At 57.8% G+C, this 26964-nt stretch carries 30 protein-coding genes; 3 read left to right on the top strand and 27 right to left on the bottom strand.

The annotated features are described in order from the left end of the window. Nucleotides 1-26 precede the first annotated feature (26 nt). The 3 genes from V8J63_RS06540 to V8J63_RS06530 form a co-directional block, all read right to left on the bottom strand. On the bottom strand, nucleotides 27-1307 hold the full coding sequence (locus tag V8J63_RS06540; protein ID WP_336463795.1) for a Y-family DNA polymerase: 1281 nt from the start codon (nucleotides 1305-1307) through the stop codon (nucleotides 27-29). Continuing rightward, a complete protein-coding gene (locus V8J63_RS06535) occupies nucleotides 1294-1725 on the bottom strand; it encodes a LexA family protein (RefSeq protein WP_336463794.1) in 432 nt (143 codons plus the stop codon). The genes V8J63_RS06540 and V8J63_RS06535 overlap by 14 nt, the downstream gene beginning before the upstream one ends. 795 nt (nucleotides 1726-2520) lie before the next feature. Next, complete coding sequence (locus V8J63_RS06530; protein ID WP_336463793.1) at nucleotides 2521-3144, bottom strand: hypothetical protein; 624 nt, start codon at nucleotides 3142-3144, stop codon at nucleotides 2521-2523. A gap of 395 nt (nucleotides 3145-3539) precedes the next feature. Here V8J63_RS06530 and V8J63_RS06525 point away from each other — a divergent pair, with 395 nt between their 5' ends. After that, nucleotides 3540-6395, top strand: coding sequence for a TrlF family AAA-like ATPase (locus V8J63_RS06525; RefSeq protein ID WP_336463792.1), 2856 nt, complete (start codon nucleotides 3540-3542; stop codon nucleotides 6393-6395). 20 nt (nucleotides 6396-6415) lie between these two features. Here V8J63_RS06525 and V8J63_RS06520 read toward each other — a convergent pair whose 3' ends face one another. The 24 genes from V8J63_RS06520 to V8J63_RS06405 form a co-directional block, all read right to left on the bottom strand. Continuing rightward, a complete protein-coding gene (locus tag V8J63_RS06520; RefSeq protein ID WP_336463791.1) occupies nucleotides 6416-7393 on the bottom strand; it encodes a hypothetical protein in 978 nt (325 codons plus the stop codon). Beyond that, nucleotides 7366-8070 (bottom strand): hypothetical protein, encoded by a 705-nt coding sequence (locus V8J63_RS06515; protein ID WP_336463790.1) that lies wholly within the window; start codon nucleotides 8068-8070, stop codon nucleotides 7366-7368. Before V8J63_RS06515 ends, V8J63_RS06520 begins: the two co-directional genes overlap by 28 nt. Next, a complete protein-coding gene (locus V8J63_RS06510) occupies nucleotides 8067-8621 on the bottom strand; it encodes a baseplate complex protein (protein ID WP_336463789.1) in 555 nt (184 codons plus the stop codon). The genes V8J63_RS06515 and V8J63_RS06510 overlap by 4 nt, the downstream gene beginning before the upstream one ends. After that, nucleotides 8618-9541 carry a hypothetical protein gene (locus V8J63_RS06505; RefSeq protein ID WP_336463788.1) on the bottom strand — a complete coding sequence of 308 codons (924 nt, stop codon included), beginning with the start codon at nucleotides 9539-9541 and terminating at the stop codon, nucleotides 8618-8620. The genes V8J63_RS06510 and V8J63_RS06505 overlap by 4 nt, the downstream gene beginning before the upstream one ends. Next, complete coding sequence (locus V8J63_RS06500) at nucleotides 9538-10245, bottom strand: DUF4376 domain-containing protein (RefSeq protein WP_336463787.1); 708 nt, start codon at nucleotides 10243-10245, stop codon at nucleotides 9538-9540. Before V8J63_RS06500 ends, V8J63_RS06505 begins: the two co-directional genes overlap by 4 nt. A gap of 8 nt (nucleotides 10246-10253) precedes the next feature. Then, nucleotides 10254-11921 (bottom strand): phage tail-collar fiber domain-containing protein, encoded by a 1668-nt coding sequence (locus tag V8J63_RS06495; RefSeq protein ID WP_336463786.1) that lies wholly within the window; start codon nucleotides 11919-11921, stop codon nucleotides 10254-10256. Between the two features lie 9 nt (nucleotides 11922-11930). Further along, the gene (locus V8J63_RS06490; protein WP_336463785.1) at nucleotides 11931-12455 is read right to left on the bottom strand and encodes a phage tail protein; all 525 of its coding nucleotides are present in this window, start codon (nucleotides 12453-12455) and stop codon (nucleotides 11931-11933) included. Then, nucleotides 12452-13627, bottom strand: a complete 1176-nt coding sequence (locus tag V8J63_RS06485) for a baseplate J/gp47 family protein (protein ID WP_336463784.1) — start codon at nucleotides 13625-13627, stop codon at nucleotides 12452-12454. The genes V8J63_RS06490 and V8J63_RS06485 overlap by 4 nt, the downstream gene beginning before the upstream one ends. Next, the gene (locus V8J63_RS06480) at nucleotides 13624-13941 is read right to left on the bottom strand and encodes a DUF2590 family protein (protein WP_110645169.1); all 318 of its coding nucleotides are present in this window, start codon (nucleotides 13939-13941) and stop codon (nucleotides 13624-13626) included. Before V8J63_RS06480 ends, V8J63_RS06485 begins: the two co-directional genes overlap by 4 nt. Continuing rightward, entirely contained in the window at nucleotides 13938-15923 is a 1986-nt protein-coding gene (locus tag V8J63_RS06475; RefSeq protein ID WP_336463783.1) for a phage tail tape measure protein, read from the bottom strand. Before V8J63_RS06475 ends, V8J63_RS06480 begins: the two co-directional genes overlap by 4 nt. A gap of 5 nt (nucleotides 15924-15928) precedes the next feature. After that, nucleotides 15929-16069 carry a DUF6890 family protein gene (locus V8J63_RS06470; RefSeq protein ID WP_177433972.1) on the bottom strand — a complete coding sequence of 47 codons (141 nt, stop codon included), beginning with the start codon at nucleotides 16067-16069 and terminating at the stop codon, nucleotides 15929-15931. A gap of 23 nt (nucleotides 16070-16092) precedes the next feature. After that, complete coding sequence (locus tag V8J63_RS06465) at nucleotides 16093-16380, bottom strand: putative phage tail assembly chaperone (protein ID WP_336463782.1); 288 nt, start codon at nucleotides 16378-16380, stop codon at nucleotides 16093-16095. Further along, nucleotides 16377-16904: a lysis system i-spanin subunit Rz gene (locus V8J63_RS06460; protein WP_336463781.1), complete on the bottom strand. Its 528-nt coding sequence runs from the start codon at nucleotides 16902-16904 to the stop codon at nucleotides 16377-16379. The genes V8J63_RS06465 and V8J63_RS06460 overlap by 4 nt, the downstream gene beginning before the upstream one ends. Continuing rightward, a complete protein-coding gene (locus tag V8J63_RS06455; protein ID WP_336463780.1) occupies nucleotides 16901-17428 on the bottom strand; it encodes a lysozyme in 528 nt (175 codons plus the stop codon). Before V8J63_RS06455 ends, V8J63_RS06460 begins: the two co-directional genes overlap by 4 nt. Next, the gene (locus V8J63_RS06450; protein WP_110645164.1) at nucleotides 17425-17721 is read right to left on the bottom strand and encodes a hypothetical protein; all 297 of its coding nucleotides are present in this window, start codon (nucleotides 17719-17721) and stop codon (nucleotides 17425-17427) included. Before V8J63_RS06450 ends, V8J63_RS06455 begins: the two co-directional genes overlap by 4 nt. Then, nucleotides 17718-17930 carry a TraR/DksA family transcriptional regulator gene (locus V8J63_RS06445; RefSeq protein WP_336463779.1) on the bottom strand — a complete coding sequence of 71 codons (213 nt, stop codon included), beginning with the start codon at nucleotides 17928-17930 and terminating at the stop codon, nucleotides 17718-17720. Before V8J63_RS06445 ends, V8J63_RS06450 begins: the two co-directional genes overlap by 4 nt. After that, nucleotides 17930-18382, bottom strand: a complete 453-nt coding sequence (locus tag V8J63_RS06440) for a phage protein (RefSeq protein WP_110645162.1) — start codon at nucleotides 18380-18382, stop codon at nucleotides 17930-17932. Before V8J63_RS06440 ends, V8J63_RS06445 begins: the two co-directional genes overlap by 1 nt. 6 nt (nucleotides 18383-18388) lie before the next feature. Further along, a complete protein-coding gene (locus tag V8J63_RS06435) occupies nucleotides 18389-19504 on the bottom strand; it encodes a DUF2586 domain-containing protein (RefSeq protein WP_336463778.1) in 1116 nt (371 codons plus the stop codon). Nucleotides 19505-19515: 11 nt separating this feature from the next. Continuing rightward, nucleotides 19516-20199: a phage virion morphogenesis protein gene (locus tag V8J63_RS06430; protein WP_336463777.1), complete on the bottom strand. Its 684-nt coding sequence runs from the start codon at nucleotides 20197-20199 to the stop codon at nucleotides 19516-19518. Beyond that, nucleotides 20186-20638 (bottom strand): phage tail protein, encoded by a 453-nt coding sequence (locus tag V8J63_RS06425; RefSeq protein ID WP_243241675.1) that lies wholly within the window; start codon nucleotides 20636-20638, stop codon nucleotides 20186-20188. The genes V8J63_RS06430 and V8J63_RS06425 overlap by 14 nt, the downstream gene beginning before the upstream one ends. Beyond that, nucleotides 20635-21150, bottom strand: coding sequence for a head completion/stabilization protein (locus V8J63_RS06420; RefSeq protein WP_252885621.1), 516 nt, complete (start codon nucleotides 21148-21150; stop codon nucleotides 20635-20637). The genes V8J63_RS06425 and V8J63_RS06420 overlap by 4 nt, the downstream gene beginning before the upstream one ends. Nucleotides 21151-21247: 97 nt before the next feature. Further along, complete coding sequence (gene gpM / locus V8J63_RS06415) at nucleotides 21248-21970, bottom strand: phage terminase small subunit (protein WP_110645157.1); 723 nt, start codon at nucleotides 21968-21970, stop codon at nucleotides 21248-21250. Beyond that, on the bottom strand, nucleotides 21967-22986 hold the full coding sequence (locus tag V8J63_RS06410) for a phage major capsid protein, P2 family (protein WP_110645156.1): 1020 nt from the start codon (nucleotides 22984-22986) through the stop codon (nucleotides 21967-21969). Before V8J63_RS06410 ends, gpM begins: the two co-directional genes overlap by 4 nt. 2 nt (nucleotides 22987-22988) lie before the next feature. After that, nucleotides 22989-23912 carry a GPO family capsid scaffolding protein gene (locus V8J63_RS06405; protein WP_336463776.1) on the bottom strand — a complete coding sequence of 308 codons (924 nt, stop codon included), beginning with the start codon at nucleotides 23910-23912 and terminating at the stop codon, nucleotides 22989-22991. 162 nt (nucleotides 23913-24074) lie between these two features. Between V8J63_RS06405 and V8J63_RS06400 the strand changes: the two genes are divergently transcribed. Then, nucleotides 24075-26117, top strand: coding sequence for a terminase large subunit domain-containing protein (locus tag V8J63_RS06400; RefSeq protein ID WP_336463827.1), 2043 nt, complete (start codon nucleotides 24075-24077; stop codon nucleotides 26115-26117). Continuing rightward, entirely contained in the window at nucleotides 26044-26898 is an 855-nt protein-coding gene (locus V8J63_RS06395) for a phage portal protein (protein ID WP_243241673.1), read from the top strand. Before V8J63_RS06400 ends, V8J63_RS06395 begins: the two co-directional genes overlap by 74 nt. The last annotated feature ends 66 nt before the right edge of the window (nucleotides 26899-26964 follow it).

Here is a 26964-nt window from a genome sequence, read left to right as displayed (position 1 = left end):
GCGGCACCAGGCCTGGCACCCGAGCCTCAATTGGATTTAACGACCCACAATTGATCCAGCTTCGTCGTAAAACTCGAGCTCATCATCTCCCGCCGCATGCCCCAGGCCGGATCCGCCGGCACACTCCCCGCTCGCAACGTTCCATGCCCCCAGCGTCGATTAATCTGGTCCAGCACCCCCATCACCTTCTCCGCCGTCTGCGGTTGCGACTGGGCAAACAAGTCGTCGGTAAACTCTCCGGGCTGCCGAAGATCCATCAATAACACTTCAGCCTTGCTGTACTTGAAGCCCGGCCGGAACAATCGATCGATCGCTTCGCTCGCGACCTTGCTCAGCAATCGCACATCATTGGTCGGATAAGGCAACTCGATCAGCGCGCCATTGGCGTACTTGGCCTCTTCCGGATTGAACATGCCGGTGCGGATACTCACGCGGATTTTTTTGCACAGCGAATTCTGCGCACGCAGCTTTTCCGCCGCTCGATGCACATAAGTAGCAACGGCTTCCTTGATCGGCTCGATGGTAGTCAAACGGTTGCCAAACATGCGGCTGCTGCAAATTTCCTGCTTCGGCGGTTCCGTCTCGGACAGCTCCAGACAGGATGTGCCGCCCAGTTCGCGCGCGGTCTTCTCGATCACCACGCTGAACTTGCGCCGCAGTGTCCACGGATCGGCCTTCGCCAGGTCCATCGCACTTCTGATCTGCATGCTTTCCAGATGAGCTTTCATCCGTCGACCGACGCCCCACACGTCACCAACATCTGTATTGCGCAGCACCCAGTCGCGTTTGGACGGATCGCAGATGTCGACCACGCCACCGGTATGCGCTTGCAGGCGTTTCGCGGTGTGGTTGGCGAGCTTGGCCAGCGTTTTCGTCGGGGCGATGCCGACGCCGACCGGGATGCCGGTGCGCTTATAAACAGCAGAGCGGATGGTGCGGCCAAACGCGGTCAGGTCCCCAGGGATGCCGCTGAGATCGGCGAACGCCTCATCAATGCTGTACACCTCGACCGCCGGCACCATGGATTCGATGATCGTCATCACCCGCTCGCTCATGTCGCCGTACAAGGCGTAATTACTGCTGAACACCTGAATGCCATGGCGGCGCAAATCATCGCGAATCTGGAAATACGGCGCGCCCATTTTCACAAAGGGCTTGGCGTCATAACTGCGCGCAATCACGCAGCCATCGTTATTGCTCAGCACGACAATCGGCGTCTTCGCCAGATCGGGCCGGAACACTCGCTCACAGCTAACATAGAAGCTGTTGCAATCGATCAACGCGAAAACCTGCTCACGATTTGCCATGGTCGCGCACGCTGTAAGTCACCACACCCCAGATCACCAGCTCATCCCCTTCCATCACGTAGCGAGGCGGATATTTGCTGTTGGCCGAAAGAAGGATGATGGTGTTGTCGCGCATATGCAGACGCTTGCAGATGGGTTCGGAGTTGAGACCGGCGATGACGATATCGCCGTGCTCGGCATTCAAGCTGCGGTCGACGATCACCAGATCACCGCAAAATATCCCCGCGTCCTGCATGCTCTCACCCTCGATCTTCGCCAGATAAACGTGCGGTGCACGAATATCAAAAACCTCGTCCAGAGAGATGTGCTTTTCAATGTGATCAGCCGCGGGCGAAGGAAAACCGGCGGGAATCCGAAACGAATACAGCGCAAGCTTTTCGCCCGCGCCTGACAAAGGGCAGAGGATGGTGACGCTCATGATACGAACCTGATAGTGAATTTACTGTATGCGCATACAGTAAACTCGGGACGGTTCGGGGGGTCAATGAGGCGTGTAGGAGATTTCGACGGGTGACAGGGTTTTGTACAACTTCTTGGTAATAAAAGACTGCCAACTCACGTTTCAGAGGCTTCGAACCAGTGGTCCTTTAGCAACTTTTCCAAACGCCAAAAACCACAAACCCTCGACTTTCTCTAGGAAAATCAGGGGCTTGTGTTTACTGAATATGGCGGTGAAGGAGAGATTCGAAACTACCCGTTTGCGCTTTTTTAAGGACACCCCCCCGGTTTATAAGGGCTGCAGAGGAGCAAGATTTTTAATCTCAGTCCCATGTCAGTCCCATGGGTTTTGCGCACCAGGTTGCAGAACAGGGGCCCGAAGGCCATTTCGACGTTCCATGTTGACCCATGGGAAAAAGGTAATTTTGGTAATACAGCGGTAGCCGATCTCTGGAAGCCTTGAAAATCGTGGCGTTGAGAGAAGTCCTCAAAGGTAATAATTTGGTAAGTATGAAGTTAGAAAATTACCTTTCCTACGAGTAATTCCTAATAGCCCTCAAACCCAGTAAAATGGGGCACGTCAGAAATTATTACCCTAACTCTTACCTTAAATTACCTCTTGGGGTAATGACTGAAAGCCAGGCACTACGAGGGCTGTAGCCCATTTCTATATCTCGCTTACCAAAATTACCTTTTTCCCAGCCCACGTTTGAAAATATCCATACTGCAAATCCCAAGCTTGGACGGGCTTTGGACGGATTAATGATCGCATTGCTCATTGCTGCACAGGCGGCGTGACCGCCCCGCTGAATTTAGCGCGGGTCCTGTCAATTTCTTCCATTCTTTCCAATTTGGATATTAGGTCTTCCTTTGGGGCGTAATACTTAGGCCGTTCGGGTGGTGGGATTTTGTATGTCTTACAGAGAGATTCGATCTGCCCGATTGCTCTTAACCCTAGCTTTGACAGGTTTTCATCCCGGTACTGGTAATACTCTTCGTAATCAGGCGGGGAGGATTGTTCTCCAACAGACTCCATGCCTTCTTTGATGGCGTTGAGTCGATTGGGCATCGACATGATGTCGTACATCAGCTGCGTTGGCAGTGCCCGATAGTCGCCGCCTTCAGGAAGCGTGAACTCAGGGTTTGGCACCGCGCTATGGGAGTAGCCCTGTTCATCCGTGAAAAGTGGATCGTGTACCGCGTTGTAGCAGTCGGCTACCAGCTTATCCAAGACGAGTACCAGCCGAATGCCAAGGTGCTGAGCTTCGATTTTTTGCTTTTTCGATGAAAGGCGCGACTCCTTTATCCATCCCAAGGCGAATAGGATCAACGAGCCTGTCGTCGCGATGAGACCTCCAAGAGCAACCTTCCCCACGTCACTAGCAAAAAACTCCCACATTGATCTATCCCTATCTGAGGTTCGGTTATTCAAAGTTGTGAAAAGGCCGTATTTCGCCGAATGGCCGCACGCCTAGACTTCTGGCCACTTTCGGCTCACATTTTTGTACCCGATCGCAGCAAGAATTTCGATCTTTCCTGAATTTGAAAATTGCGGAAATCCCTAGTTTTCTGGTGGCTACTCCCGTACATAAAGGCGTTGGGCTATGCGCTCCCCCTTTCAGCCCGTAGCAGGACTGGTGCAGTAATCCTGCATTTTTTTGCAAACCTTTGCATCCCGTGCAATTGCCGATTCCTTCACTTGCCCCGCGGCTGTGCTGGGCGGGAAGTCAGTTTGCACAACATTCGAATCTGCAAAAAAAAGACGCAGACAGCCCGTCGGCGGGAGGGGGATAAGTGCTTTTCCGTAAGATATTTTTGGCAGGTAGTCGAATTCGCTCGGTTGCAGCTTCATGCCACAAGCGTCATTGGGATCTATCTACGCGTCTGACTGCCGGACGTATAGCTACTAAAGCCGCCCCTCTGACTGGCGAAACTCAACACGAGAGCTATATTCCTAGGATACTTCCAAAAACATTGAGAGAATTCATGATTGGTTCGACTTGGAACAAATGGGATTTACACCTTCACTCCCCCCTAACCAATCTCAACAACAACTTTGGAAGCGCAACTTGGGCAGACTATGCAAAGGCTATCAAGTCAGCCAACTTGTCCGTAATAGGCGTGACCAATTATTTCTATTTCAAGGAAAATGAAATCGAGCTAGCAAGAGCTGCTCTAATGGACGAAGGAGCAGAGGTTACAGTATTTGGAAATCTTGAATTCCGCATCACTCAATCCAACAAGGACGGAGAATGGATCAACTTGCATGCAATATTTGCAGAGCATTTGACCACACAACAAATCAATGACCACCTATCGAGATACAACATCAAAAACACAACACCAGATAGCAAGCTAATATGGTGCTCTGAGCAATCAGTTAAATCTTCCGGCTTAGATGCAGGGCAGATAGTTATTGATCACCAAGACTTGATTGCCTATCTCTCAAGCGTCTTAAGGGTCGGCCAGGATTTCTTTATTGCAATATGCCCTAACGGGTACGGCGGCTTTCAACCTAACAGAACAGATGGCAGATCAGTAGCCATAGCTTTAGAGATAGAAAAGCTGGGACATCTCATCTTTGGTCGTCCGAGAGACAGAGATTTTTTTCTAGACACAGGCCGCACCATCGATGCATTGGCCAAGCCCGTATTTAGTTGCTCTGATGCCCATTCGCTTCAGCAGATTGGAGAAAAATACACATGGGTTAAAGCGAAACCAAATTTTCAGGGACTGCGGCAAACGATATTCGAGCCAAGAGATAGGGTACAACAAACAGATGACTTTACCGAGCGCAGTTTTATCAAACCTTACTTCAGCAAAATATCCATTTACGGAAAAGTCTTCAACGACAGCGAGCTAAGCTTTCAACGCCAAGACATACAATTAAACCCCAACATGGTTGCAATAATAGGTGGTCGAGGGACAGGCAAAAGCTTGTTCCTAGATGCTATGTTTTCAAAACTAGCAAACTGCCAAGGCACAGAACAGGTTAGGGGAGTTTCGGTAGAGGAACTTACAATTACAATTAATCAGGGCGGTATTAATGGATCTGAAATCGAGTTTAATGACTTAGCAGATGGTTCTTATGCCTACCTCCATGTTTCCCAAGGAAAGATCCATGACTTTAGTAAAAATCCGTCTACCTTAAGCGATGAAATCAAGCGAATGCTTGGCATACGATTCAATGTATACGACCCTGTCGCTACGCAAGAGCTAACTGCGATACTGGGCTCTTACCGGGCTTTTGTTGAATTTTGGAATGCTACAGACGTTAACAACACGCCAATTAATAAGCCAAAATATCAAAAAGCATTAATTGAGAAAAACACGCAGTTAATATCGACTTTAACCAACCCCCAAAACAACGCTCTAATTGAGAGGTACCAGCAAAACTCGAGTACCATCAACGAAAAAAATGCATTTATCAATCGATCCCGGGAGATCAAGTCCGAAATAGAGCGGAGCATTGCGCTGATAAACACTAGAGTTACCGAATACAATAATTTCAAAGACTCCGAAAGCAAATCTCCATTCGCCACAATTGACGAAATTGTGAAAGTACTGTCGATTAACACAACAGCCGCAGAAACAAGCGTTATCTCATTGGAAAGAGATAACGACCTAATTCGTAAAGAATTTTCAGAGCAAGGCATAAACCAAGATATCTCTTCACTCTTGAGCAAAATTTCGGAATATCAGTACATCATTGACCAAGCGAAAAACAAACTTGATGAAATAGAAATTAAAACTCAAGAATATCATACCTACGTCGCCCGTAGAGGCGAACTCGCAGGACAATACAATGCGTACATCGAAAATATGCGCATTGACGTTGACGCCGCATTCGGAAGACTTCAACAGCCCAATCCAGAATGGAATGAAGAGCAAAATAACTTAGTAAAAAATATGCTTATTGATATAAACATTATTGGCGAGACGGTATTTGATCTACCTCTATTTTACTCGGGCCTTGAACGATGCGTTAACAGAGGAAAATTCAGAGGCACCGCTGAAAAAACCTCACTCGAAAAATTGCAAATGACTTTCGGCGTTTCCAACAAAGAAGACTTTTTCCGATTGCTGTCAGGCCACAAAATGATCACCATCGAAGACAAACTACTAAGTATTGAAGAGTTTTTTTGGAAAGACGAATACTTCAATCAAGGCGGCAGATACGAGCTTATCAATTATCTTTTCGCACCAAATAGTATAAAAAACTTCCTGTATGTGAATGCCGACTTTACATATAAAGGCCGCACAGTCAATAGGCTATCAGTGGGTCAAAGGGGCACATTTTACGTATGTTTGAAGCTAGCAACAGATCCGTTCGGCAGCCCGTTCATTTTCGACCAGCCAGAAGATGATCTAGACAATGAATTTATCGTAAACCAGTTAGTCCCTCTGTTCAATACGATAAAGAAATATAGGCAAGTTATAATCGTCACCCATAATGCCAACTTAGTAGTTAATTCCGACGCTGAACAGGTCATCGTGGCCAGCAATGATGGGGAACTCATCTCGTACTCCTCGGGAGCGCTTGAGGATGGCGATGTTAAAAGTGAACATGGAATTAGATCCAAAGTATGCTCAATCTTGGAAGGTGGGCATAGGGCGTTTGAAAAACGCGAACAGAAATATGGGATATAACTTCAACGGACTCTATTACGTCAGTAGGTGATTGACTGTATGCGAATGAATTGCTCCGAAATCTCGACCAATCGTGACGTGAAAGAAACAACATCTGCTGGGCTAGGAACCGATTTGTCCGCATGCGTATGCTGCGCCAGTTGCATATTCATTTCTTTCAGAAGGCTCAGCACCTCACCTACCACTTGGAATAGATTCACTTCACTAGATCCGATCCAACTTTTGGGCGCCTCGAAGCGTTGACCTTTCTCTGAAAGGCTATGGCGCAGGCCGTTAATCGTCTCCTGCATGTCGCCCCCTACCGCAACGTTGTGCTTTTGCCCCACAACCACGTTCAGATCCCGGCCCGTCGCTTGGTGTAGGTCATCCACCGCCGCCAAGCTCGCGGATCCGCCCGACATCAGCTTAAGCGCGCCCAGCGCCTCGATCGTCTTCACACCACCCACCGATTCGGTGGAATGGTCATCGATCGTCTGCATGTGGCTCTGGAACTGCTCACGGTTGTCCAGGGCCTCAACCTCGCGCTCAATCGACTGGTCACGGATCTTGCCATCGGTCTGGCGTAGCCAGTTACCGTCGGCGTCGACGCGCTGCTGGGCTGCATCGCTGTGCTGCCACACCTGATCACCTTTCGGCACCTTCGGCATGCTCAGGCCGTGCGGCAAGATCGATTGGATGTAGGGTTTGTTCGGCAGTCCATACGCAAAGCACACCACGACCCGCGTGCCCTCCTCCGGGAATGCATAGATGCCCATTTCTTCGCCACCGGTGGGCAGCGGCAATGGAACGCCAGTGAGCGGCGGCATGGCTGGGTCGGGTTCGTCGTCGGCGCCGAGCACTTCAATATCCACGGCATAGCGCGGGCGGAAGTCGTCGCACAGTCCGGCGTCCGCCGGCGCATCGGCCACGGCGACAACTCGGGCAAATCGTGGCAAGTGATAGCCACCGGTGAGTTCGGGGAATTGGCGCGCTACAGCGCGGCGGATTGCGTCGTCCATCGGATGGCCATCTGGTCATTGGCGAGTGCCACCGTGGTGATGCGCTCGCCGTTGTTGATCGTTGCACCTGGTCGCAACCCGGGAAGGGCCGCGACCATCGCGCTCTGGTTTCCCTGGTAGCCGTTAAACAGCTCCGTAGGGATCTGCAGCGGCGCACGTGCGCCGAAAAAACTATCCGCCCAACTGCCGGCGAACACTTCGCCGTTGCCCAACTGGTGCCAGGTGAAGTCGGGAATGCTGTACACGCGGGCCAAGCTGTCCATCGCCTGGTAACCGGCGGCGAGACTGTAAAAATACGGCGCCTTCACGCTGGCATAAGGGCGGTCAGGTACACGAAACCGCAACCCGGTTTGTGTGCTGACCTCGGCCAGCACGGCACATAGGTCAACATGGCGCAAATTCAGCGGCAACGGATTGGCCAGTACAGCGGCCAACTCGCGACAGAACAGCACTTGCTCTACCGCGTTGGCAGCGGTGCAGCGCTCGACGTAGCCGATGAAGTGCCGTTGCAGCGTGCCCTCGTTATAGCCGATATCCAGCGTCACGAGCCCTTTGAGCGGCGCCGAAGATTGAACCGTGAAGTTCGCCCGGCCGGGGCTGGTGGCGTCTAACCGCACGTCCTCCTTGACCAGCGCGATCGGCGCGCCGTTGATCGAAAGTATTTTGTGCAGTTTCACGCCGGCTCACTCCCGCCCAGCCACTTGTCTACACGCCCGAGCACTTTTTCGAAGCCGCTCAGCGAGGGATCGCTACCGGTTGATTCACCATTGCCGGTACCGGCGTCACCCACTGAGCTACCGGGAGCGCCTTGCGCGGTGACCTTGTTGCCAGCGCGCCGGCCTTCAACTTTCTCCGGATTCGATTCGCGCTCGCTCAGGGTGAATTGCACCAGCCAGGCTTTCAACGTGTCCGCTTCGCGGGCGCTGACACCGTCGGAGAACTCCACCTGGCGCACACCGAAGGCCTCGGCTGTATCGTTAACAATCCGGTACAGATGGAGCTGACCACCGCCGGCGGTGGATTCAGCCAAACGCAGCAGTTCGGTGAGCTGGGTTTTGTCCGCGAAGGGGATCATCAGCGACACGGCCAGCGTCTTGGGCTTGAAGCCTTTGTGAGCCTTGTCGGTGTTGCTCGTTTGGCCGGACATATCGCCGCTTTCGATGCGCAGATTGGCCGTGACCTTGAGGTTCTTGCCTTGAACTTTTTGCCCGTCGAGTAGCAGCGTCATAGGCCGACCAGCTCCTGCACGAAGCTCAGCCCTTCTTTGCTACCCACCAACAGTAGGCCGGCGCATTGAATCCATTCGTGGCCAGGCGCATCGCCGGCCAGCAGCTCGCGGCGCAATTCGCCGGCGGTGCCTGGGCCGATCATCCGCGCGCGCATGCTCACGTCAGGGTTGCCCCCAGCCAACAAATCTTTCAGGTCAGCCAGTTGCTTGTCCCGTACCTGTTGCTGAGCGCTCTTGCGCGCCGCCAGCGTTGCCAGATCGGCCAACGGCGAGCTGTCGGCCGCGTAGCCCTCCAGCACCGCCAACTGCCCCGCCATGGACTGCTTGGCGGCTTTGATCACTGTGCAACGCTCCAGCGGCAGACCCTGCCAGCGCGGAAGCGTGCCGGCGCCGGGCATTTCCCACTTCTCGGTTTCCAGTTTCACCAGGTGTTGCGCCCGGCGTTCGGTTCGCACCAGGTCAGGGATCGGCAGCAGCGCATTGAATCGCGCCAAGCTGCTGGTCAGCTGCTCAAGGCGAGTGCCGAGGAATAGGATCGACAGCGCATATTGCGGCCCGGTCGGGCGCCCGCTGTCGCTGGCGTCCTCGAGTTTTTTGGCGAGATGTTCCAGCGCATTTGGCGCTGAAAGAAATCGCTGATACCCCGCGCCCTGCCCCACACCGTTTTGAAACGGCGTTACCACCAGGCACGCTGGCACTTGGTCCATTTGCTCGGCCAGCGCCTTTCGTCCGGCCGCGATCGCGCTTTTGGCCATATCACCTACCGGCCCCGGGTTGGTGTTGGCCAGGCCGCTCAGACCCGCCAGGCGCTCGGCGGTGCTGGCCAGTTCGCCGCCGGCCAGATCCTTGGCTGCTGACAGCCCGCCCAGCCACTGAGTGGCCTGCTCTGGCCAGCGCATGGTCACCGGTGCCCAGGTCATGCCGGCGCAGTCCAGCGGATGGCTTTCATCGCTTTCAGGTTTTTGTCTTTTTGCGCCTTTTCCACAGCCAGGCGTAACGCCTCGGCATGCTGCTGCGCGGCTCGTCGGAACCGAACCAGATCAAGGCTGACTTGCTGCAACTGGGCGATGGTGTGCGGCCGGAAGGCCAGCACCTGGTCTATGTCATAGCAGGGGTAGACGTCGTCGAGCCCCAACAGCACCTGGCCGTTGAGATTCACCTGGTCATCAATGGCGCTGCTGTAGCGGTATGGCTCGCCCAATGCGCTGGAAGTAAAACCACCAGCGATGTAGCCGGCGCAGCCCGTGGCGATCGCTTGTAGCTTCTCGTCACGCAGTGCCGCCAGAACCGCTTCGATGTCGTCGACCCACCCGCCATTTTTCCAGACCTGATTTGGCCCGGGCTTTTTCATGGTGTAGCCCGCCGGCACCGATTCAAAGCCTTCCAACGTTCGCGGCTCGCCGGTGACGATGCTGTACACCACGACGCCGCCGAGGTAATCCACCAACTGCCAGGCCTTGCCGTTCCACCATGCAGCTTTTTGCTCCGGTACTGCAGGCGGCTTCACTTCGACGCAACCACCAGGAACCAGATATACGCCCGGCTCCAGCGGAGATTCATCAGCCGTTACGGTTCCAATGAAAATGCCCAGGTGGTCGGTTTGGTATACGAATTTTTCAGTCATGCTCGACCTCAATACTTGATGCAAAAAAGGAGAGACAGGTTTCGAGGACGCGTCTCGGCACCGCCCGCTGCGGCCACGGAAATGGCATGGCTGTGAGCGCCGGCCCAGTCGATGCCGACGTTATGGCCGTGGGCGCCGGCAGCACCTATACCAACGTTGTGGGAGTGAGCACCCGCCCAATCAGTCGGAGCCGTGGTGCCGTTCTGCAGGTTTGCTGTCGTAAAGTTAGGACTGCCACCGCCCACGTTATTGTTTTGCGCGCGCGGGGCGGTGTGCTGGTGGTTGCCCTGAACATCAGTCCACGCGGCGTGACTGTGCTCGCCTTGCGCATCCGTCCACGCGGCATGTAGATGGTTGCCGACTTCACCGGCTGAAGCGCCGTGGTTATGAGATTGAAGCATCATGTCCTGGTAAGCGCCGAAGGCTCGCCCCGGATCAAGGCCGCGACCGTCGTCCCAGCCTCGTGGAAACAAGCCGCGCATGTCGGGCAGATTGAAAGTCGTTGATCCATCGCCGGCGCCGTAGTGCGCGCCGAGCAATGCGAACAGTCGCGCATAGGTTGTGCGTGAGACGGCCGCACCGTTGCACTTCAGCCATCCTTCAGGCGCCCAAGAGATGGCAAAGCCTGCCACCATGCCAGTCATGGAATCCCCGACCTGTTTCTGCAATTTGTTCAGCGCGGCCGTAGACGCCACGATCTGGCTGCTGTTGGTAGCCGGATCGTCGCTGATGGCGTTCGGAAGATTGCCCAGTCCGACGTCTGCTTTGGTGGTGGCCCGGGCGCGCAGTGACGGATAGTCGCCGGTCCGAGAAGCGAGGTATTTGATCAACGCACCGCCGACTGGCTCGGCATCGCGCAAGTCCACGATGTTGGTTGGCGATATAAAATCGGCGAGTGGTACACAGTAATGGCGCACACCAGCGGCGTCGGTATAGTCAGTTTGTTCACCGAACACCACTTTCCACACAGCCACCAGGTCGTTCAACTGGCGCTCCAGGCAAACGTCTAAACAGATCTTGCCTACTGGGATAACTTCTTGGACGGCCTCTGCCTTCGCGATCGCTACGCGGATGCCCTCGACGTAGGCCGTGCCACCGTTGATCTGGTAACCGGTCTCCGCTTTTTCGAACATCAACGAGTCACTGAAAAAGAATGCTCGTCCGTAGAGATTGCGATTGCTCAGCCGCTCGCGCTCGTCGATGCCGGCAAGGCGTACCGTGAAATCATGCTGCCAAGTGCTGGCATCGATCTTCACACCGGTGAGCTGCATCGCACCGTCAAAGGCCACCAGAAAGTTGCGGGTGACGTTGTTGCCGATCTGCTCCGGCGGAATGTTTCTGCGCTTTTGCTGCAGGGGCACCGAAGACGCGGCGAACAAGATGCCATCGGCATCTTCGAGGCCGACCCAGTTGAAATCCCAGTCACCAATATCCGATCCCAACTGGGCGCTGTACACCACTTGGTTCGGATTCACGTAGCCGGCATTTTTTTCCGGGATCGTATAGACGTGGACGATCTGTTCAGCGGGTGGCTTGCCGGCAGCGCGATCGAGCGGCTTGGTCGGGTCAAGTCCCGGCACGTTGGCAAAGATGAACTGGGTAACAATCAGCGGCTGTTGCAGGCTTTGTTTCAGGGCGATTTGGCTTTCGCCGGCCCACGTAATACTGGCGCTCACGGTGCGCTCCTACAGGCTGGCGACCAGCGTTTGCTGGTCGTCGTTGAAGTCAATCAGGGCGATTTGCAGCCCTACGGGGGTGATGGTTACGAAGTCATAGCGCCGGCACGTTCGGCCGTATTGCTGGATCAACACACGCAGCAGCTCGGGGTTCAGAGACAGCTGAGCGTTGCTGAATTTGAGCAGCACGACGTCCCAATCCCGATCGGGCTGACGCTCCTCGATCTCGACGTAACCCACACCGAGGCGCAGAAAAATGCGTTTCAAACCGGCGGTGCTGCCGGCGTCGACCGAGTTGATAAACGCGTATTTCACACGCAGCCGAAACAGGGATTCGGGTTCACCTTTGAACCGCGTCACGTCTCGCTGCCAGGCCCACAACTCAAGAATGTTCAGGTGGCAGGTGTCGGGATCGATCTGCGAATAAGGCCAGCGCAGCCACCCGGTCACGGTTTCCCACCATGCCTGGGCAGCGGCCACCAAATTCGACAGCTCGGTGCCACCGAGCCAGAACGGCAGTTTCAGTTTGTTCATTGCACGTTCACCTTGAGCGTCGCCAGGCGCGGAATGTCCAATCCGCTGGTGATGTCGACGCCTGGGGTAAAACGCAGTGATGCGATATCGGCGAACTGCTGGTGCAGTTCTTCCGCGAGTCGACTGAAGCTGAAACGCGACTGTGGATAAGTCAGCGTGGGTTGATAGTCGCGGGGCGTGCTTTCTCGAAACGCTGCACGAATGAACAGATCGACCTCAGCTTTGAGCGTGTCAACCTGCTCAGCGCTCAGGTTGGGCTGCGGCCAAAGCGTCATTTCCACGTCCACGGGGACTTCGGGCATGACCATGGCGAGCAGGTCATCGCCGTGGCCGTGATTACCTTGGTCGCGGATATGCGAATTGATCTGCTCCAGGTAAGTCGCCGCCGGCACGCCCGCATCGAACAGCACAAAGGCATTGGCACTGCCCGGCCCACGCGGGGCGCCGTGCTCGAAATAAACGCCATCCGGACGCACGCCCGGGAAGGCTGAAATCATTGCGCGATACACCGCGTCGGTGTGCCATTGGTTTACCGCCGAGAACTGGTTGCGCACGCGCAAGCGCAGCTGGTCGTTCGGCTCCGGATCCGCACCTGGTGACTCAAGCCAACCGTCCTTGTTCACGACCTGAATGATGCCCGGTACCGGCACCGGCAAGATCGCGTAGTAGCCCGGGGCAAGGTTGAACCCACTGCCGGAATCGACCGCCTCCACCGGTACGTCCAGTTGCAGCTGACCGGCAACGAATGTCACCGGCGCCGTGGTAATCAACTGGTAGACGTTGCCGTTGATCGCGGCAGACTGCACCACAATGCCTTTTTCCAGCTCCAGGACACCGTCCGGTAAAGCCCGGGTAAACAACAACTTCCCCCGTGCCTTGGTAGCACCTTTGCGCTCGACGTTGACCGCCCACGCGAGCGTGTCCAGCCAAGCGTCTACCGCTGTTTTAACGAAGAAATTGGGCAGCACCGTCAGGCACATAAAATCCAACAGCCACAGCACCGGCTTGGTCACCAGTGCGGTCATCACTCGCCAGAAGGGCGAATAGCTGCTGGTGTTGGCCACTTTGGCGCCCTGGGCTTCGACCTCCTTCTCCCACGCAGCTTTCAGAGCGGCCTCGGTGGTCGGGATGCCGGCGTCGGCGATCACTTTTTTAAAGTCGACCTGGCTCACAGACTTACCTCAATCGAACCAAATTTCAGAGTTTTCGCAGTGACCAGGTACACGCCTGGTTCCTGCTGGGTGATGCGCGCCGTACCCGGCACCAGGCGCTGGTCATCCTCCACCAACAGCTCCAGCTGCTGGATGCAGTCGCGCTGACGCAGCCGATCGCGTTCCGCGACCAACGTCACCAGCAGCCCGCTGTCGCGGATCATGTGGGCGATGTCCTGGGCGATACAGGCTCGGTCATCGATCAGCAGCGGCTGGCGGGACGGATCCAGTGCCAGGTCGTTATTGACGATCAACAGGTCTACGTACTCGCTCATCCGCCCACCGCCATAGCGACCATGTTTTCCACCTCCAGCGGATTCATCGGTTTGCTGGTGTGGATATTCACGTTTTCCACATGCGTGCCCTTGTTCTGGCTGCTGTTGGTATTCTGGATGCTGGTCAACAGGCCACCGGGTGGCACCGCTGCAGGGCGCGCCGGCGACAGGCTGGGAATGGCCGCGTTGATGGTCTGCTGGGCTTTCTGCGCGGCGTTGGCGGTGTCGGCGGCATTGGTGGCAGCATCAACACCAGGCACCTCTGGCATGCCGCCGAAACGCGCTTCGATGTTCACGCCCGGGATGCTGTTGAGCAGCTCGATCACGCCGTTAACGGCCTTGGTGAAAATGCCGACGATGCTGTCCCATGCCGCCTTGGCCATGCCTGACCAACCGCCCATAGAGTTGAACCAGTCGGCCAGTTTCTGGAGCTTGTCGGCGACGAACTGGAACGCGGCCGTATTCATCAGAGCGGACGTCCATTCGTCCCAGTAGTGGACGGCCGCAACAATGACCGCCACCAGGGCGAGAACACCGACCACGATCCATACCATCGGGTTGGCCAGCAGCGCCGTGTTGACCAGCCAGATCGCGCCCTGCCACAGCAGCATGGCTCCCCGTACCAGAGCGAGGCCTGCGCTGAGGGTGTAGATCACGGCCATGTAAGCCAAGATCGCGAGTTTCTGCAGCACGAAGCCGGCAACGCTGCGCAGGTTCAGCAATTGGACGACTTTCCACACCGACACCAGACCCAGCCAGGTCATCCGCGAAATCCCAACGACCAATGTCAGCAGCGACATGGCGCCAACGATGCCCATAATCGTCAGTGCGGTGATGCCGATCACGCGGGTGATGTTGGGAAACAGCTGCGACCAGCGGACCAGGGTTTTGCCGATATCCACCATCTTGTTCATGAACGGCGTCAGCACCGGGATCAACACCTGGCCAAACACCACACGCATGACCTCGACCAGGGAGGCCCACTGCTGCCAAGGGTCCACCATAGCCCGGGCCATCTGCTCGGCATTCTCCAACCCGCGCACCTTGCCCAACTGCTCGATGCCGTTACGCAACCGATCGGTGTCCTTGGCCAGCGCGCCGATCACCTGGGCGCCCTCACCGCCGAAAGCCTCCATCAACTTGGCGCCGGCCGATGCGCTGGTCAGATCTCCGAACTTGCCCTGCAGCTTGTCCAGGATCGCCATCATCGGCAGGACCTTGCCCTGCTGGTCGGTGAACTTCATGCCCAGTTTGTCCGACGCCGCGCCGATGTTCTCGAAAAACGCCTTGTAGCGTCCGCCAGCGTCGCCGCCTTCCATGGTGCTGCTGAGCGTGCCGATCACTGCCATCTGCTCAGCCAGGTCGACGCCGGATGTGGTGGCGATCGCGCCGGCTTCCTTGAAAGCGTCCTTCATCGCCGCGCCGCTGGTGCGAAACAGCTGCACGGCCAGCGCCGTTTGCCCGCCGAGTTTTTCAACCCAAGCGCCCTTCCCCATCGCGTCCGCTTGGGACTTCTGCAGGTTGTAGAGCGTGCCGACGTATTCGCCCATGGTTTCAGCGTCGGTCTTGGTGGCCTTTGCCAGCAGGTTGCTGGTGTTGGTGAAGATCGCCAGTTGGTTGCCGGCAAGGCCTTTGATGGCGCCTTCAATCAGATACGCCGAGGCCACAAAATCCTTTGCGTTCTCGCCGTAGCTCACCGCGAACTGCAGCGACTTGGCATTAAGCGCTGACAACGCATCCTCGGCGACGCCGAGCGATCGGACGTCGCCCAAGGCGCGATTGACCTCCAGCGCTGGTTCCATGGACTCACGGATCCCGACAACGGCCGCCGTCACGCCGCCGATGCCCATGCCGATCGTCTTGATGTGTTTTTCACTCTGATCGGCAAGCTCGGAGAAGCCCATTTTCACCTTGCCCAGAGGCGCGGTGACCTTGTCTTGCAAGCTCAGAATGAAAGCCAGGCTGGCGCTACGATCTGCCAATGTCGTTACCCGTTCAGCGCAAGGGCGATGCCGTTAGCCACGGCAAACTCCATGCGTTTCCAGTATTCGTCCTCCAGCCACTTGGCGGTTCCCATCGCTTCGGGCGTGGGTTCGGTACCAGGAAGCCAGCGGTTCGTCAGGGCCATTAACTGGCCCAGTCCGTTTTCGCTTAGGCGCTCAGCGTGCTCGAGCGCTTTTTTACGATCACCTCAACGTTGGGCGCGTACTCCTCGAGCAGCGCGCCGGCGATCTGCATCACCATCACCGGGTTGGCCAGCAACGGTTTGAGCGTGGCCTTTTCTTCTTGCTTGACGGTGGTCATCAGCAGGTTGTTGCCCGGGGCCACCTTGTTGGTTTGGGTCAGGGCATTGAAGTACTTGGTGACGTCCGCCGGCGTGAGGGTGAAGGTGAATTCCGCTTCGCCTACTTCCAGGGTGATTTCGGTGTTTTGGCTCATTGGGGGGCTCTCTTGTTGAGGTTGGGTAAAGTGGTGTCCTGGTGCGCCGGCGATCGCTGGCACACGTCTCGGACGTATTGCTGCAGTCCGAGGATCATTTGCCGGCTTAAGGCGAGCTGATCCCGGAGGGTGAAATAATCCGGTCGAGCGTCTGCTGCGAGTTCGGGGCGCTCTGCATCAGCCACGCGGGCGGCGCCGGCGGTGGCGGGCACAGATCCACCGGCGGGACAGGCGGCGCGAACGTGCAACCGGCCAGTGCCATCGTCAACAGCGCCGCGCAGGCGATCGTTCTTGGTGCGCGCATCGGTCAATTCCTGAGTGTTTCGTTGGTCGATCGCGTCCCGCTCGGCCAGCATTTCGCCGCTGATTCGGGCCGCTTCACGTAGGCCGTTCACTTCCCACTGCGCGCTGTCGCGCTCGCGCCTGGCGTCATCGCGCTGATCGGTTACCCAATCGAAGGCCAGCCACAACAGCAAGGTCAGCGAAAGGACGAGCGGCGCCAGGCGCAACGGGGAAAAACTCATCGCAGGCACAGCTTCATTTCCGCCAGCCGACGGTTGTGCAGGCCTTGAACGAAGCGCTTGCGCCCCTGCGCGTCGGTCACATACGCCCATACCGGCGTCTTTCCATCCGGCGCCCAGGCCAATGCTTTGCAGCCATCAGCGATGCGGCCGGCATTGATCAATGCCACTGCACGACTGGCGCAGGTGCTGGGCACTCCAACGTTGTGGGCGTGACTGGTCAGGGCGTCGAAGGTGTTCTGGCTTACGTCAGGGTTGGTGATGCAATCGGCGAGCTGCAGCTGGGTTTTGCTGATCACCAACTGCTCCACCTCCGCGCAACGTCCTGGCGACCAGTAGTCACCGACCACCACCGGAAACGGACTGGTGTGTCGGGTGATGCCCATGCATACCGTCGGCAGACCGCCGGCCAACTGATCGGCGTAAACGGTGTTCTGACCACGGCCTTCCCAGGTGCCCAGGAAGATCACCAGCGGAGCGCTGGCCAGCGCGAGCGCGCCAGCTTGAATTCGGCCGCGCAGGCTCATGGAAACCACACTCGAAGCAGTGCCGGCACAACCATTTGAAGCACAGAAGCGACCACCGTGAGGATGGTCAGCAAGCGGCCAACCTTCGCGCCGATGTCGTTCACCGCGACCGTCAGGGTCTGCTGGCCAGCGTTCAGCTCAGACAGCTGCCCCGCCATGTGCTCGAAACCCTGCTCCAACTTGGTGACCCGGGTCGGGACGGTTTCGTGCCGGTCTTCCAGCTCGCCCAAGCGGTGTTCAAAGACAGCGAACTTCTGTTCCAGCGCTCCGAGGCGCACGGCGTCAGTGGTCATCGACGATCACTCTGCTCAAATCCCGCTTGGCACGGGACGCACCGAGTTTTTCCGCCCAGCGCCTGGCGCGCCGGCGGGATTTCTTTGTCACAGTCCTGGCAATGGCTCAGGCTTGGCCCGACCGGCACAGGCTTCAGCAACTGAGCCTTGATGGCCTGGTCACGCTGGCGCTGCTCCAGTTCCTGGGCGCGATCGAACCAGTCCACCATCAGCGAATACCTTCGATCTCAGCGGCAGCGAGGTACGGCACGCCATTGATGTGGATAAAGTCCGGGCTGGTGACGTCGAATGGCACCTTGTGCTTGGTCTTTTCGCCGCCCTTCGGGTCGATCGCCAGGAGACTGGACACCTTCACCTTGCAACCGAAGGCTTCCACGCGCAGTTCCTCATCCCCACCGGCTTTGGCGAAGAACACCGCGTCGAACGGCTTGAGTTCGCGAAAGCTGCCGGCCGAGCGCGCCGCATCGATCAGCAGCTGAAAGTTGGTGGTATCCAGCTCCAGTTCGCCGGCGGCGGCGACGTCGCCGTCCACGTACCCGTCTGGAACACCTCGGGTCTGAGCCACTGCCGAGTTGTCGGTAATGTCCAGGGTGCAGTTCTCAACGTGCAGCGCGATGTCGCCCAGGCTCACGTCAAAGTTCTTGCCGCCAATCTTTGCCATGGGGCGTTACTCCGTTTTGTCGGTGGAAAGATCGAGGGCGATGTTCGCCGTCAGGTCTTTCGGGCAGTTGAGGGGTTTGAGCTTGATGTAGGCCGCTACCTTGGTTTTGCTGAGCCATTCCAGCACTAGGTCGCCGTCCTTCGGCGGCTCGATGTCGCCGGGAAACACTTCGCCGGCAAACTTGATGGACTTGGCCATCGCACGCAGCGGCGCCATCAATTGATTGGTGTTCACCGCCATGCTGTTGGGGGTGTTGTTCAATCGGCGATCGGCGACGCGGCGGATCAGCAGAGGGCGAATCAGGCGAGCGGCCTTGTCGGTGATGCGCAGGTATTCCACGACTTGAAAGTCGCTGCCGGGGGTGTCCAGCATGTTGCAGTCACCCCAGTACACGCCTGGGTAATCCGGGTAGGTTTGCGTAACGGATAGCCGCGCGCGGTCCAGCTCAGTGCGCACGGCGGACGGCAGTGGGGTCAGCTCGCTATCAACAGGCACCTCGCCAAGTCCCAGCACGGCACCGGTGGCTACGCGCATCGGGCTATCAGCAATGCTCACCGCCGCATTGGCCAAGCGGCCAGCCAGCACGCCCAAATCGTTGCCGTGCAACTGAGGCACTACAGCTACGCGCGGCGCGGCGAGGTTTGCCACCAAGGCCTTCTGCTCAGCGAGGTACTGCGCCCAGGTCTGGTCGACGGCGATGCCAACGCTGCTCGCCAGAAAGAACACTCGGCGGCCGTAGGTGTTGTTCAGAGTGACGGCTGCGTCATGCATCGCCGACAGCTCGTCAGCCTTCACTACAGGCTTGGTGATGATCACCGCTTCGACGGACACGCCCTGTTGCTGCGTCTTCTCCAGCGCAGTGGCCCAGTCACCTTCGGCGCCGATCGGGGCCGCGATGCAGGCCCAGCGTTGACCACCGTTCTGCCGCGCGGCAGCGATTTGGGTTTTGAGGTCGCTCGCCGGAACGCCCAGCGCGGCGTCCAGGTCGCTGTCGGTATTCAGCGGGATGAACTGGCCGACGTTCTTGGCGGCGGGGCCGATGAAAAGAAAGTAACGCTCAACCTCAGTCACGGCGCCCTGGCCTAGATTGAGATTGTCGACGGTGACTTGACCGAGTGCCATGCAGTGCCTCGTTAGCGGGGTGAAGTTAGGATTTGTTGCAACACCTGGTTAATCAGGAGATTGGTTTCGCGTTCGGTTTCGGCGCCGATGAACTGGCGTTTCGGCAGCGTGATTTCCCAGCTCTGCGCGCCGGTGCTTTCGCTGCGCTGGTCGTCGAGGATCCGGATTAGCAAACCGGCTTTGGCGTAGTTCACATGCTCCTGAATCCACGCCACCGACGGCCGGGTGAGTGTCTTTTTGCCCGCTTGGCGCACGCGGAAGCCCAACCGGCGCAGGCGCTTGGCCTGCTTGTCGGTGGCTGCCAAACCCGGTGGGATCTTGTTCCAGCGGCGCATCTGTTGAGCGGTACGGCGTTCGCTGACGCCGTTGTGTTGCTGCGCGGCAACCCATCGGGTCAGGGCGTTTTTCCACCCCAGTTCCGCTTCATCAGGGCTTACCCGGGTGACCACCATCAACTTGGCCAGACCGGCTTCCATCTTCCTTTTGCCCTTGCCGTCGCCTTTGCGTGGGGCGAACGGCGTGCCGTCCAGGTTCTTCTGCTCACGCACGCGCTTGCGGCTCATCGTGCGCACGCGTTTGGTGACCTGGTTCAGCAAGCGGCGGCGCAATTGCGGCGGAAGGCTCAGCAATGCCAACTGCTCGCGAACGCCCAAACGACCGCGAATGTCGAGTTCGAACGTGCTACGGCCGGCCATCGGTGGCCACCTCGCCGCGCTCGGCGACCCACAGGTCAAACGGGACAAACGCCCACGTTTTGCCAAAGGCCTGGATCTCGCCGGCAACGTCCTCGGCCAGATACTGCGGCTCGACAAACTCCAGCGTGATTTCCACGTCGAACAGGTCGTTGTCGACCGGCTCGACAAGAAATTCCGGCGCCGGCAGCTCGTGACGGTCGCGGTTGGCGTCTTGGTTTTCCAGCCAACTGCCCACCAGTGCCATCAGCCGCGCCGGATGGTCGGCGAAGCGCTCCAAGACGATCACGGCGCGATAGTGCATGTCGCCCAGATGCATCCCGTCGACGTCGGGCTTCCAGATCAGTGCAAGCTTCACCTGCTCGGTGAAACTGTCGAGCTGTTCGGGTTCGACCAGACGGCGTTCCTGCAGGTAGGCGGTCAGCCCCTGGAGCTTGGTCATAGCAGCGCCGCCGTGATGCGGCCACGGCCCTGCAAGGCGCGCACTGCCGCTTGGCTGAATGCCAGGAACGTGCTTTCGCGTTCCGGCGCTTCCTTGCCCGTGTTCTCAGCGCTTTCGCGGCGGGTCACCGTGGCGAACTGTTGTAACGCGCTCGCCTTGGCCCGGCAGTACACGGCGCGACGGTAGATTTTCAGCTTCAATGCGTTATCAGGCAGAAGGTTCTGATCAGTTTGGATGAATGGCCATACCTTGATCTGCTTCGGCGGGAGGTTGAGCGGATCGGGAACCTCGACACTGTTTACGCCAAGGGCTCGCCAGCGTTGTTTCAGCTCTGCCAGATCGGCATTGACCTCGACCATTGCCATGGTCAGGTCAGCGGCCAGCATGTCCACCAGGTACTCCGCCGGCAGGCGGTATCCTTTCTGGAATTCGGCAACAGACAGATCCGGCCAAAAGCCGTCGTTCTCGATCATCTGTTCCACAAACGTGGTGGGTTTACCGGAAAAGCTCATTGCTGACCGCTCAAATAGGGCGGGGAGACTGTTTTCCGTGGGGCTGGCCATGAATGGCAGACACACGTCCACAGTTCCCCGCTGGGGGGGTAGTCGGTTATTGGGCGCCGGTGACGGCGGGTGTTTGTTTGGCGATCGCTTTGCGGCACTTCGCAATGCGCGTCTCGTTGCCGGCTTTCGCGTACAGCTCGGTCGAGCGCTCCAGATGCTGGAGCGCGGTTTCCCACTGCTCGGCCTCCATGGCGCGCATGCCGATCAACTTGTGGTACTTGCTCGGGATTTGCTCGGTCAGCTCCCACTCACCGTCGACGCGGGGCAGCAGGTCAGAAAGGTATGGCTCCGGGCTGCGCTGGGCGTTGTATTCCGCGTAAGCCCAATCGATTACCGCGTCGGCAACGAAGGTCTGCACGTCGCGCCGCTTGAACCGCTCGGGCATCTCCTGCCCCTGCCCGATCGCAAAGTCAGCCAGTGCCAGGCCATCTTCGAACTGTTCGGTGTCGAACAGCCAGACCATCACCTGGACCAGGACGCGGTTCGGCATCACCAGGCCCGAGTCCATGTAGCGCTGAATGAAGTCCTGGTACTTGGGCAGCAGTTCCTCACGCTTAAGCGCCTGACGCCCGGCAAGACCCTTGATATCGCTCAGGCGCTGTAGATCCTGATCCAGCGAGGCTTCCATCAGCAGCAGGTGCTTTTTCGCGTTGGCCGGGCTGCTCAGGGCTTCCGCCGGCGAATACGCCAGCGGTGCCGCTGCAGCAGCAATCACTGCAGCGGTTCCCTGAGCCAAGGTGCGGCGCTTGTGTGCGAGAGCCAGGCTCACTTCACCAGCTCCACGTTCTCGGTCAGCGCGATTTTCTCCAGCTGCTCGATCACATAGCCTTCGTTGCGGCTGTTGTAATCCTCGACGCGGGAGCGTTTCGGGTTGTCCACGGTTTGCTTGCGCCAGCTGGAGTCCTGGAAGTAGATCGACAGGTTGTCCCAGCTGGTGACCAGCACACCGTTGACCGGAAAGAACGGGACGCTGAAGCTCGGCAGACCGCCATAGGTGGCAATCACCTGGGCATCTTCGATGCGCTCTTTCTCGGTCGGCACGTCGCCTTGCTTGGCGTACAGCTTCGCTTTGTCCGCCGCCAAAAGGTCGGTGCCGATGATGGCGATCAGGTCGCCCCCGTCGCGCAGACGTTCGTCCACCATCTGCTTGGTGTCATGTACCAGGGCGTCCAGGTTGGCGTAATCGCCATCCGGCCCCAGTGTCACCTTGCCCGCTTCCTTGCCTTCCTTGAGAACCTGTTGCGGCGCTTGCTCGCGCAGCTGCTGCAGCCAGCCTTTGTTGACGTCCTGCAGCATTGGATAGGCTTCAATGTCGGTCTGCGCAGCCGCTTTCAAACCGTGGAAACCGACCATGATGCGATCCAGGGCGATCTGTTTCTGGACGGCCGCCGAGTAACGCTGGTGGAAGTCCGGAAACTTGGCCCAGGCGTCGATTTTCGCGTACGGCAGGCCCACGTCAGATTCAGTCGACGACAGCTCGTAGGTGCTGTTATCCAGCTCCGACGCATCTTTCGCTTCGCGATCGGTGGTCTTGGTATTGGTGCGGCCGGTCACCGGGCCGGACACGCCGATGAACACTTTCTCGCCTTTGATCTCGGTCACTGGAATGACGTTGATGCGTTGCAGGAAATCGGCCTTTGCGGTGATGGCGTCGTTCAGCTCCTGGGCGATCGACGGTTCAACGGAAAACATCTTGCTGGACAGCGGAACACCGTAAGTTTCGGCGATCGCCAGCTGCATTTCGGCGTACATCTTGGCGCCGTAAGCGCTCAGGGAACGGGCCATGATCAGAGCACCCGTACTTTGGATTTATCAACGGGGGCAGCAGTGCGCGGCAAGTGGCGGCCATTGCTGGTGTTCTTCAGTTCGGTGAACTGCTTCTGCAGATCGGCCAACGCCGCTAGCACAGCTTTGTTTCCGCCGCCGTTGCGCTTGAATTCGCGCTCTTCTTCGGCCGTGGTGACGATCTCGTCCACCGCCTCAGTGACATCATCGATCGGGGCTTGATCGGGTTCTGGTGCGTCTTCTGCAGCAGGCTCGATCACGGCTTGAATGCCGGCGGCGACAACCAGCAGCTGGGCCAGCAGGGCTTTGAGGGCCGTGGCGGTAGCTTCATCCATTGGGGGTTTGCTCTCGTTTGGGGTTTGCGGAGTGGTTTCGGCGGGGCTGTCTTCGATACCGAAACGCTTGAACAGGCGGGTGAACATGGCGGCCAGACGGCCGATCTCGCCCTGCGTCTCGGTTTCGCGCAGTGGGCCGAGTTCCAGCGACGCGGCGTAATACGCGGCCCGGCTGGTTCGGTTGGAGAAATACAGCTCCTGAGTGCCGAGGCTGGCGGGCGAATCAGTCACCGCAAGCCCTGTCAGATAGGCCTTGCCGCTGCCGGCAAAATTCGGAGTGATTTCGATGCTGGAGAACAGCTTCTGGCCCTGATCGTTGAGGTACAGCAGGCGATCGTTCGGTTTTAGCTGGGCTTCCAGGGCAATTTGTCCGGGCTCTAGATCCTCGCCCTCTTCAACCAGGCGCACAGCGAATACAGTGCCGTGTGAACCAGGCCAGCGCTCGTGGTCGCACCAGATCACAGCGGTGTATTTGGCCGGCGTGTAGGTCTCGGCGATGTCGCGCAGTTCCTGGGGAAGAATCTCGCGGCCATCGACGGTCGGGCCGCTGGTGGCAACACGTTTCCAGTAGGAGACAAGGGAACGGGGCATGAGTGGTGAGTGCGCTCAATCGTTGAATGAGCCGCCACGATAGGGAGCCGTTTGCCGTCAAACAAACGGTTGAAATTCAGTGTTCTCCTATTTCCGCCAGATAGGCGAATCGCAGCTTTTCACCCCGCGTTTCCGGGGTTTTCGCCGCATAGACTGCGGCCCATGAACTACCCGACTGAAGTTAAAGAAGCCGCAAAACGCCTCTACCTGCGCCGCTGTTCGGTGAAGGAAATACAGGCGCATTTGAAGCTGCCCAATATCCGCATCGTCTACTACTGGATCCGCCAAGGCGGCTGGGACGACATGCTCACTGATGAAGAACCGTTGAGCGCGGTCAATCGGCGCATTACCCTGATCCTGGAAAAAGTCGATCCGCTGACGAAAGCCGAACTGGACGAGCTGGAGCGACTGACCGGCCTGCTTGAACGCCTGAAAAAGCTGTCCGCGAAACCTTCGCCGGCGCTGCCGTCTGATCGTCCGGACGAGCCTCGCGAACGGCAGCCTGGTCAACGCCGTGAGCGGGGCGAAGGCGGCGCCAAGAAGCGTGAAAAGAAGGCCAAGAACGACATCAGCGGCCTGACCGAAGTGGATTTCCTCGATAAATTCATCTCGAAGATGTACGGCTATCAGAAAGAGCTTTTCGAGGCGAAGCAGAACCCACTGACACGCCGTGTCCGGAACATCCTCAAAAGCCGGCAGGTTGGCCTGACCTACTACTTCGCCGGCGAAGCGTTCATGGACGCCGTGCTGAGCGGTGACAACCAGGTCTTTTTGTCTGCCAGCCGATCGCAGTCCGAGATCTTTCGCAGCTACATCATCCAGTTTGCCAAGCAGTGGTTTGATATCGAACTGACCGGCAACCCGATTACGCTCAGTAACGGCGCCGAACTGCGCTTTCTAAGCACCAACAGCAGCACCGCCCAGGGCTATCACGGCCACGTCTATGTAGACGAGTATTTCTGGATTCGCGATTTCGAAAAACTCAGCACCGTCGCCAGCGCCATGGGGACCCACAAGAAATGGCGCAAAACCTATTTCTCGACGCCCAGCGCGGTGTCGCACCAGGCGTATCCGTTCTGGTCGGGCGAGGAATTTCGCAACAGCAAACGCGGCAAGAAAGCCGGCGGTGTGTGGCCCAGCGAAGCGGCCTACACCCAGGGCGCGCTGTGTCCAGACGGCCAGTGGCGCAAGACGATCACCTTGGACGATGCGATCGCCGGCGGCTGCGATCTGTTCGACCTGGAGCAGCTGCAGCTGGAGTACGACGAAGACAAATTTCAGCAGCTGTTCTACTGCAAATTCATCGACAGCACCCAAAGCGCATTCAGCCTCAAGGATCTGGAGCGCTGCTATTCGGATCTGTCGTTGTGGGAGGACTACAACCCGGACCTTGATCGACCGTTTGGCAACAGCCCGGTCTGGCTGGGCTACGACCCGAGCCGCACACGCGACGACGCCACCTGCGTGGTCATCGCACCGCCGCTTGAACCCGGCGCGAAGTTCCGCATTCTGGAGAAGCACAGCTGGCGTGGCCACTCGTTCACCTACCAGGCAGCACAGGTCAAGAAACTGACCGAACGCTTCAACGTCCAGCATATCGGCATCGACGTCACCGGCGTGGGATATGGCGTGTTCGACCTGGTGCGCGACTTCTACGCCAAGGCAACGCCCATTCACTACAGCCTTGAGGCGAAAAACGCCTTGGTGCTCAAAGCCCAAGACACGATCCAAGGCAGTCGAATCGAGTGGGACGCCGGGTGGACGGACATCGCGCAGGCGTTCTTGACCATCAAGCGCGGCGCCACCAACAGCGGCCAGATCACCTACAGCGCTTCGCGCACCGACGCCACCGGCCACGCCGACATTGCCTGGGCGGTGATGCACGCCCTGGCCAACGAACCTTTGAACACCAACAAGCGGCGTCGCAGCCGCTACGTCACGAGTAATCAGACCAGCCATGGCCAACCGCAAACGCAGCAAGCAACACGTAGCCCAACGACAGCAACAGCCAATGCGCTCGTTTACGTTCGGGGAGCCGGAACAGGTGCTGTCCGGCAACATCGGCGAATACGTGGGCGTGTTCCCCAGCGACGACGGCAAAATCTACAAGCCTCCCGTTTCCCGGGTTGGCTTGGCCAAGCTGTTGCGGGCCAATGCCCACCACGGCGCCATTCCGAAATTCAAGCGCAACCTGCTGCTGCGTGAGTTCATCCCCTCGGCCGGCTGCAGCACCGAAACGATGGGCCGCGCCGGACTGGATTACATGGTGTTTGGCGAAGCGTACTTTTACAACGACACCAACGCATTCGGCCAGGTGCTGGAGCTGCAGCACCTTCCGGCTATCAACATGCGGGTAAAGGTCGACGGCGGTTTCGTGATGCTGCTGCCCGACAACAAGGAAATGGAGTTCGAACAGCACGAGATTTCACACGTCCTGGACTACGACGTGGAGCAGAACATTTACGGAATTCCAGATTACTTGGGCGGTCTGCAGGCGCTGCTGCTCAACGAGGCGGCGACCCTGTTCCGTCGCCGGTACTACAGCAACGGCGCGCACGCCGGTTACATCTTCTACACCAACGACCCCGACCTGACGGAAGAGGACGAAGACGAACTGCGCGCACAGATCAGTGCCAGCAAGGGCGTGGGCAACTTCCGCTCGATGTTCGTGAACATCCCTAACGGCAAGGAAAACGCGATTCAGATCATCCCCGTCGGGGACTTTCAGGCGAAAGACGAGCTGGAGAAGGTGAAAAACATCACCCGAAACGACGTCATCGCCGCTTGGCGTATGAACCCAGCACTGGCAGGCATCATTCCGGAAAACACAGGTGGTTTCGGGGACATCGAAAAGATTGATCGCGTGTACACGAGCAACGAGATCCGGCCGATCTGTCAGCTGTTCAACCAACTGAATGACACGCTTCGCGAAGACAGGCGCTTTAGCTGGAAAGCCATACCAGAAGCAGCGGATATCACTACATGAAGTGCCCGCAGAAAGAAAAGCCACTACAAACTGTGGCAAAATGGTGGCGACCAGCTGCCCCTGGGG

Source organism: Pseudomonas sp. CCNWLW23, assembly GCF_037095675.1.
Classification (GTDB): Bacteria; Pseudomonadota; Gammaproteobacteria; order Pseudomonadales; family Pseudomonadaceae; genus Aquipseudomonas; species Aquipseudomonas atacamensis.
Note: the sequence above shows the minus strand (reverse complement) of the source record. Positions and strands in the feature narration are given on the sequence as shown.